Annotated in this window: 5 protein-coding genes; all 5 read right to left on the minus strand. The window is 71.9% G+C overall.

Going from position 1 to position 8011, the window contains the following annotated elements; genetic code table 11:
- Positions 1-88 precede the first annotated feature (88 nt).
- Entirely contained in the window at positions 89-484 is a 396-nt protein-coding gene (locus tag ACFC51_RS13065; RefSeq protein WP_376377864.1) for a hypothetical protein, read from the minus strand.
- A 27-nt stretch (positions 485-511) separates the two neighbouring features.
- The gene (locus ACFC51_RS13070; RefSeq protein WP_376528526.1) at positions 512-3700 is read right to left on the minus strand and encodes a glycosyl hydrolase 115 family protein; all 3189 of its coding nucleotides are present in this window, start codon (positions 3698-3700) and stop codon (positions 512-514) included.
- A 79-nt stretch (positions 3701-3779) separates the two neighbouring features.
- Positions 3780-5312 (minus strand): sodium:solute symporter family protein, encoded by a 1533-nt coding sequence (locus ACFC51_RS13075; protein ID WP_376528528.1) that lies wholly within the window; start codon positions 5310-5312, stop codon positions 3780-3782.
- 63 nt (positions 5313-5375) lie between these two features.
- Positions 5376-6644 (minus strand): glucarate dehydratase family protein, encoded by a 1269-nt coding sequence (locus tag ACFC51_RS13080; RefSeq protein ID WP_376377856.1) that lies wholly within the window; start codon positions 6642-6644, stop codon positions 5376-5378.
- Between the two features lie 35 nt (positions 6645-6679).
- The gene (locus tag ACFC51_RS13085; RefSeq protein WP_376528531.1) at positions 6680-7774 is read right to left on the minus strand and encodes an endo-1,4-beta-xylanase; all 1095 of its coding nucleotides are present in this window, start codon (positions 7772-7774) and stop codon (positions 6680-6682) included.
- Positions 7775-8011: the final 237 nt, after the last annotated feature.

Consider the following 8011-nt stretch of genomic DNA (forward strand, 5'->3'; position numbering starts at 1 on the left):
TCCCGGGGAGGCCTGACCGTCGCTTCGTACGAGATTCACCGTACTACGACGATCGTCGAAATATGAAGTCCCTCGTACGACGCCCCTCTCACCTCCCCGGCCGCAGCCGGCGCCGGAGGCGGATGTCGGCGTCGGCCTCGTACATCTGGCTCCAGCTGCGCCCGCCTCCCGACGTCCACGTCACCTGGACATCCGCCCCGTCCAGCCTCACGGCCTCCACCGTCATGGGGCGGTCCCCGTCGCGGACGTCTCCGCGGAAGAGCTCGCGCGCCTTGACGGTGACCGGTTCCGCCCCTCGCGCGTCCTCCGCCTCCGCGGCCGCCGCCACGAGGGCGGCGGCCAGCTCCCGGGCCGCCGCCGGGGAGCAGGACCAGGAGGCGTGGCCCGCGACCAGGACGCCGACCTGGAGAGGGCCCTCCGCGGGGCCTGGAGCCACCTCCAGGCTCGCCGTGCGTCCCTCGGTGTCCCTGATCTCGATACCCATGCCTGCCGCCTCCTCGTCCTGCTCCGGTCAGCTCAGCCGGAGACTCTCCGGCGGGCCCAGATAGCTGGGCTTGAGGCCGCCGGTGTCGATCACCAGATTCTGGAGTACCACGGTCGGGTCGACCATCCAGAATTTCAGGACGTGCACGCCCGTCCTGCCGACGTGGTGCGTGGTACCGGTGCGGTTGACGTTGTCCGAGGTGTTGCGTGCCCACTGCGCGTTCATGGTGCCGTCGTCGGCGCCTGTGGCTCTGGTGATGTCGACGGACTGCGGAGCGTCGTCGTCGAAGGAGACCGCGTACGTGAGCCCGTCGGTGGCCAGGGCGCCGTTCCGGGGCGAGAGGTACGCCCAGACCGTGACCGGCCCGGTGGTGAAGAGGCTGACCCGGTACTCCAGCCGGGGACCCCGGCCGCCCGGAGTCCGGCGCGCCGCGGTGACCGGGAAGGGCTCCATGCCCGCACCGGTGCGGCCGATACCGGGGATGCGCCGCCAGGAGATCCCGTCACGGCCGACCGCCCGGTGGAAGTGGTCGGCCCCGACGGAGACGTATCCGTTGGCCTCGACGAACCCTTCGAGCCGTGCCCGCTCGATCCCCGGCCGGTCGACCACCGCGCGCACGACCACCTCGCCACCGGGGCCGGACACAGTGACGGGCACCTGTGTCACCCCCTTCGGGGCGCGCGACCAGTCGACGCGGAAGGTGACCCTGGTCTGGGCGTCCACCCGCCCCCGGGTGCGGTCCGCGATCAGCCAGGAGGCTCCCGTGCGGATGCGGAAGTCGAAGGGTTCGGTACCGCGGTTGAACACCTCGACGTACTGCGCGGGCTGGCTCTGGTACGGACTGAACACCGGGAGCTCCGGTCCGGCACCGTCCTCGCCGGACCCCGGCCACCAGGCCGTGGAGCCGTCCACGCCGACGCCCATCTCGGCCTCGGCCGGGAGTTCGATCCGCCGCACGGCGGGGAAGATCTCGTCGGCGAGCGCCACGTTGTTCAGCTCGGGCTGCTGCCAGGGGGCGTTGGGGCCGTAGCGGTCCACATCGCCGTACCCGATGTGCGGCTGGGTCTGGAAGCCCTCCCATTTGCCGTCGGCCACCTCGGTGCCGAACCGCTCGGCGAGGGCGAGGTCCTCGGCGAGACCGGCCTCGGCGGTGGCCGCGAGCTGGTTGGTGAGGGCACGGCCCTGGGGCGCGTAGTGGAGGTTGGTGAACTCCGCCTCCCGCAGGGCATACAGGTTGGCGGTCGCCCCCACCGCGTAGCCGACGAGCTGGTACCACGCGTCCTGCGCGGACGCGGGCAGCCTCTGCCGGACGCGTTCGGCGGCCGCCGCCAGGCGCTGCCAGTCCTCGGTGACCCGCTCCAGCTCGCGGTAGTCGACGATGCTGAAGGGCGTGGCGCGGTCGTCGTAGATGACGGCGGAGGAGTCCGTCGCTGGATCCTTGGCCGGGTCGAGGGTGATCTTCCGGTTGAGCAGCTCGGGCTTGCGGCGGGACTGCAGCCGGGCGTACGTCCGCAGGATCCCCGCGATCTCCTCCGCCTGCCGCTCGCCGAAGTTCTGGGCGGCGTACCGCTCCTCCCACTCCGGGAGCGCCTCCAGGGGCCAGCGGTCGGGGTCCCAGGCGTACTCCAGGAAGAACTGGGTGGGCAGCTCGTTGCCCTTGAGGTCGCCCACGTTGGTGACCCAGAGGCCGCGGTTGCCGTACGCGGTGCTCTGGTGGAGCTGGTCCCACATGTTGGGGAGCGAGGCGGTGTCGACCCACTTGTAGTTGCGGCCCACCCCCACGTAGTCGAAGTGGTAGTACAGGCCGTAACCGCCGCTGCGGGCGTCGTTCCTCAGGTCCGGCAGCTTGCGGACGTTGGCCCAGTTGTCGTCGGTCAGGACGACGGTGATGTCGTCCGGGACGCGCAGGCCGCGGTCCCAGTAGTGCTGGACCTCCTTGTAGAGGGTCCAGACCTGCGGGACCGCGTCCGGTGAGCCGAGTTCCTCGGCGAGGATCTCGCGCTGGGTGGCGATGATCTCCGTCATCAGCTCGATGCCGTCGCCGTCGGGCAGGCCGACGTCGCCGTTCCCGCGCATGCCGAGGGTGACCACGCCCTCGAAGTCCTCGTCGGCCATGCGGCGTACGCCCTCGCGCCAGTAGGCCTTGACGGCCTCGGCGTTGCGCCGGAAGGACCACTCGCCGGTGCCGCCGTAGGGGTCGTGCCCGGGCTCGGTGACGTGTCCCGCGCTGTCGCGCACGGCGGCCACGGCGTGCCGGTTCCACTCCTCGATGCCCCGCATCATGGGCGCCTCGTGCGAGGTGCCCATGACGACGCCGTAGGCCTTCGCGGTGGCGTGGTTCTCCGGGTCGTCCTCGGCGAAGGCGCGCCCCCAGACGGCGGGCCAGAGGTAGTTGGCCTTGAGGCGCAGCATCACCTCGAAGATCTTGGCGTAGAAGCCGGCGTTGAACCCGCCCTCGTAGCCGGGTGCCTTGCCTGGACCGAAGAAGGCGGGCGCCCAGGTGCCCAGGGCCGGGTTCTCGTCGTTGATGAAGAACCCCCGGTACTTCACGGCGGGGGTGCCCTGGCTGTGCAGGCCGGGCAGGGCGTACAGGGCGTCGCGGCGGACGGGGGCGACGTCGTCCCACCAGTACCAGGGGGAGACCCCGATGCCCCGGGAGACGTCGTAGGCACCGAAGATCGTGCCGCGCTGGTCGCTGCCCGCGACGACGAACGCGCGGTCCACTCCGGGCAGCGGCTTCTCCACGACGGCCTGGAGGCTGGTCTCCCACCTGCCCGTGATCCCGGAGGCCTTCAGCCTGCCGGCGGAGATCAGGCCGTCGATCAGCGGGCTCCGGCCGATGGTGCCCACGAGGACGATCTCGCGGCTGCCGCGCGGCGGCGCGTTCTGTGCGAGCACGGGCCGCACGCCGGTGACCCGCTCGATGTCGTCCCGGAGGTCACCGGCCACCCGTACGACACCGGCGTGGTCCTCGTCGCTGACGACGACCGGAGCGGCTCTGCCCGCTTTGACCAGGGGGAAGGCGCCCGGTCGGGGCGTGAACGAGATGTACGCGCCGGGGTCGGTGGGCCGGGCGGCCGCGGGACCCCCGGGACCGGCCGGCGTCGCCACGGCCTCGCCGGCCAGCCCCGTCAGCGAGCCGAGCGGCGTCGCCGCGAGGGCCGTGAACCCGAGACCGGCCCCGAGGACCGACCTGCGGCTGGTGTGCTTGTCCATGCTGCTCTCCCCTTTTGTTCACACATGACACATTGGACGGGCGTACGCCCCTGACGGGTTCTCGGTCACGGCCCCGCTCTCAGTCGGTGACGCGCGGAGCGGCGGCCGGTGCCGGCCCGGGGGTCTCCACCGGCTCGCTCCCGGGTGCGGGAGACAGGGCGGCCACGATCGCGTCGGCGGTGTCGTCGGGCTCGGGGGTGATCAGGCCGACGACGACGTACACGACCAGCGAGGTGGCCAGCGGCGTGACGATCACGAGCGTCTGGTCCGTGCTGTCGAGCACGAACTTCACGTAGAGGTACCCCAGCAGCCCCAGCGCCCAGGAGGACAGCGCGGCCCGCGGCCCGAACCGGCGGAAGGCGGGCAGCAGTCCCAGCAGCATGGGGATGGATATGGGGCCCATCACGGCCGCGACCAGACCGACGATGATGCCCAAGACCCCTCCGAAGTGGTCGGCCTCGATCGCGACGATCATGCTGGCAGCGATGAAGACGACGGTGCACACCCGGGCGACGAGCAGCCCGGTCGACGGGGACAGGTCCCGGGCGCGGCGGACCACGGCGGGAATGATGTCGCGGGTGACGACCGCGGAGACCGCGTTGGCGTCCGACGAGGCCATCGCCATGGTGTGGGAGAACATCCCGGCGAGCGTCAGCCCGACGAGTCCCGCCGGCAGATACGACTCCGCCATCAGCGCGTAGACCTTCTCGGGGTCGGCGATGTCCGGCAGCAGCACCGCCGCCGCGACAGGCGGGAAGAGCAGCACCGCCGGCCAGACGACGTAGAGGAGGGCGGAGAGCCCGGCCGAACGGCGGGCGGACCTCGGGGAGTCCGTGGCCATGTACCGCTGGGCCAGGTTCCACATGCCGCCGTTGTACTCGAAGAGCTTCACGACGACGTACGCCCCGAGGAAGCCCGCCGTGTACGGGCCGACGAGCGGCTGCGCGTGGCCCTCGGGCAGCCTGTCCCAGAGGGTGGCCAGACCCGCCGGGCCGTCACCGAGCCGGTCGAGCACGACCCAGAGCATGGCGAGCGCGGCGGCCCCCTGGATGACGAACTGCCCGAAGTCGGTGAGCGCGTCGGCCCACAGGCCGCCCACCGTGCAGTAGAGCAGGGTGACGATGCCGGTGGTCAGGATGCCCGTGGTCATCGACATGCCCGTGAACACGTTGAGCAGCACGGCCACGGAGGCCCACTTCGCGGCGACGTCGAACACCTTGAGCAGCGCCCCGCTCCAGGCGAGGGCCTGCTGGGTGGGCACGTCGTAGCGCTCGGCGAGGTACTCCAGGGGCGAGGCGACCGCGTACCGCCGGCGCAGCCGCTGCCAGCGGGGGGCGAACAGCCAGGCCCCCACGGCCGTACCGAAGGCGAGCGGCAGGAAGGCCCAGACGTAGACGGTGATGCCGTAGCTGTAGGCGATGGCCGCGTACGCGACGAACACGGCGGCGCTGTACCCGGACATGTGGTGGGAGATGCCGGAGAGCCACCAGGGCATCCGGCCGCCTCCCGTGAAGTAGTCGCTCACATCGCCGACACGGCGGTGCGACCAGAGGCCGATGAGGAGCATCACCAGGAAATAGCCGCCCAGGGCGGCCCAGTCGAGCGGGGCCATCAGAACTCCTCGGTGTACGGAGGTGACCGCGGCGGCCGGCGGGGAACCGTCGGCACCGGCGGATCACCAGCGGGGCGTCTTCTTCTCGTAGGAGGGGTCGATCCGGCGCATGTAGCCGGTGTCGTCGCGGTTGCGCAGTCCGCACGCGATGTACTGCTCGTGCAGACGGGCGAGGGCGTCGCGGTCCAGCTCGACGCCGAGGCCGGGCCCCCGGGGGACGCGGACCGCGCCGTCGGCGAAGGTGAGCGCGCCGGGAACCACGACCTCCTCGGTCTTCCACGGCCAGTGGGTGTCGCAGGCGTAGGTGAGGTTCGGCGTGGCGGCCGCCAGATGGGTCATCGCGGCCAGACTGATGCCCAGATGCGAGTTGGAGTGCATCGAGAGCCCCATGCCGAAGGTGTCGCAGATCCCGGAGAGGAGCCGGGAGCGGTGCAGACCGCCCCAGTAATGGTGGTCCGAGAGCACGACCTGGACCGATCCCCGCCCGACGGCGGGCGCCAGGTGGTCGAAGGCGACGACGCACATGTTGGTGGCGAGCGGGATCGGCGTCTCCCGCGCGACCGCCGCCATCCCGTCGAGATCCGGTGTCGGGTCCTCCAGGTACTCCAGGACGCCCTCCAGCCGGCGGGCCATCCCGACCGATGTGGGCACGCTCCAGGCCGCGTTGGGGTCGAGCCGCAGCGGGATGCCGGGGAAGGCGTCGCGCAGGGCGAGCACCGCCTCGGCCTCCTCCTCGGGGGGCCGCACACCGCCCTTGAGCTTGATCGCCGAGAATCCGTACGCGTCGATCATGCGCCGCGCCTGGTCGACGATCCCGTCCGGGTCCAGGGCCTCGCCCCAGTCGTCGGGTTCCGCCCCCGGGTGGCCGGCCCACTTGTAGAAGAGGTAGGCGCTGAAGGGGACGGCGTCCCGTACGGCGCCGCCCAGCAGGTCGCTGACCGGGCGGCCCGCCACCTTCCCCTGGATGTCGAGGCAGGCCACCTCGAACGGGGAGAAGACACGGTCGACGGCGCTGCTGGTGGTGATCATCCCGGTGAGACCGGACCCGCCGCTCCCGTCGTCCTCCGCCAGCGCATCGGCCACCCTGCGGTGCATGGCGCCGAGCGCGTACACGTCCATGCCCGTGAGCGCGTCCGCCGCCGCCCGCAGCCGGCGCAGGTGCCCGTCGTCCGCGTACGTCTCGCCGAGACCGACCGGGCCGTCGCCCGTGTCCACCTCGACGACCGCCCGCAGGGCGAACGGTTCGTGCACGCCGACCGCGTTGAGCAGCGCCGGGTCCCTGAAGGCAACCGGAGTGATGCGCACTCCGTTGATCCGGAGGTCCGTCGTCATCCGTCGCCTCTTCCGTACCGGTGGGGTGTGGTGGGTCAGCGCCGGCCCGCGGCGAGCGTCAGGGTCTGGCGCAGGGTGCCGTGGGCGGGCTTGGGGGCGTAGTTCTCGTCGAGGATGTTGGCCGCCCCCTGGCCGGGGAAGGTGTCCGGCACCCAGGAGTAGGCGTCGGTGAATCCCCAGACGGTGAAGTCGTGGCAGCCGGGGGTGAGCAGGCAGCCTCGCAGGAGGACGCCGTAGCCCTCGGCCTGGGCCTCCAGCTTCGTGCTGTCGGCCGGCAGGGGGATCCGTACGTCGGCCTCGGTGATCGCGGTCTCCAGGCCGAGGCGGTCGAAGCGCAGCAGGTTGTCGGCGATGTCGTGCGGCGCGCTGTACTGGACGGCGAGGTGGCCCTGGATCCCGACGCCGTGGACCGGGACGCGCTGCTTGCGCAGGGTGGTGACCAGTTCGTGGAGGGCGGTGCTCTTCGCGTTGACGCCCTCGATGTTGTAGTCGTTGATGAACAGGCGGGCCTTCGGGTCCGCCTGGTGCGCCCAGCGGAAGGCGTCGGCGATGTAGCCGGGGCCCAGCTTCCGCAGCCAGATGCTGTCCCTCATCGTCCCGTCGTCGTCGAAGGCCTCGTTGACGACGTCCCACTGCCAGATCCTGCCCCTGAAGTGGGTGACCTGGTCGGTGATGTGACGGTGCAGGATCTCCCGCAGCTCGCCGGCGGTGAAGTCGTCCTCGTCGAGCCAGGCCGGCAGCTGGCTGTGCCACACCAGGGTGTGGCCGCGGACCAGTTGCTTGTTCCTCACGGCGAAGTCGACGAGTCGGTCGGCGGCGGCCCAGTCGTACCGGCCCCGCTCCGGCTCCACCGCCTCCCACTTCATGACATTCTCGGGGGTGACGGAGGTGAACTCCCCCGCGACCTCGGTGCGGTAGGGCGCGTCACCGGCGAGGGCGGTGGTGTCGACGGCCGTGCCGATGCGCAGCCCGGCCTTCAGGCCGAGGGCGCCGAGGGTCTGCCGGGCCGGTGCGCCCGCGTGGTGCCCGGTGGAACCGGTGGCGGCGGAAGCGCTGGAGAGGGTGAACGCGGAGACGAGGAGCACGGCGGCCGCGGAGCCCACAACGACCGAGCGGATTGTCTTGAACATGACATATGCCTTTCCGTGACGACGCGTGGAGGCGAGCCCTCAGAGCATGCCGGGCGGCCTTCGAAACTTTCGACATCCCCCCGCGCACCCCTGTCCGGGATGCGCGGGGCGGCCGTGGGGGGGGGGGGGGCCCCCCCCCCCCCCCCGCCCCCCCCCGCGGCGGCCCCCCCGGGCGCGCGCCCCACCCCGGCGCCCGGGCGGGCCGGCGCGGGGGGCCCGGGGGGCGCGCGCCCACCG

Source organism: Streptomyces sp. NPDC055962 (genome assembly GCF_042270185.1).
GTDB lineage: Bacteria > Actinomycetota > Actinomycetes > Streptomycetales > Streptomycetaceae > Streptomyces.

What these genes read in the sequence shown, in the direction of transcription:
- ACFC51_RS13065 (WP_376377864.1), bottom strand. Translation starts at nt 484, where the DNA reads ATGGGTATCGAGATCAGGGACACCGAGGGACGCACGGCGAGCCTGGAG.
- ACFC51_RS13070 (WP_376528526.1), bottom strand. Translation starts at nt 3,700, where the DNA reads ATGGACAAGCACACCAGCCGCAGGTCGGTCCTCGGGGCCGGTCTCGGG.
- ACFC51_RS13075 (WP_376528528.1), bottom strand. Translation starts at nt 5,312, where the DNA reads ATGGCCCCGCTCGACTGGGCCGCCCTGGGCGGCTATTTCCTGGTGATG.
- ACFC51_RS13080 (WP_376377856.1), bottom strand. Translation starts at nt 6,644, where the DNA reads ATGACGACGGACCTCCGGATCAACGGAGTGCGCATCACTCCGGTTGCC.
- ACFC51_RS13085 (WP_376528531.1), bottom strand. Translation starts at nt 7,774, where the DNA reads ATGTTCAAGACAATCCGCTCGGTCGTTGTGGGCTCCGCGGCCGCCGTG.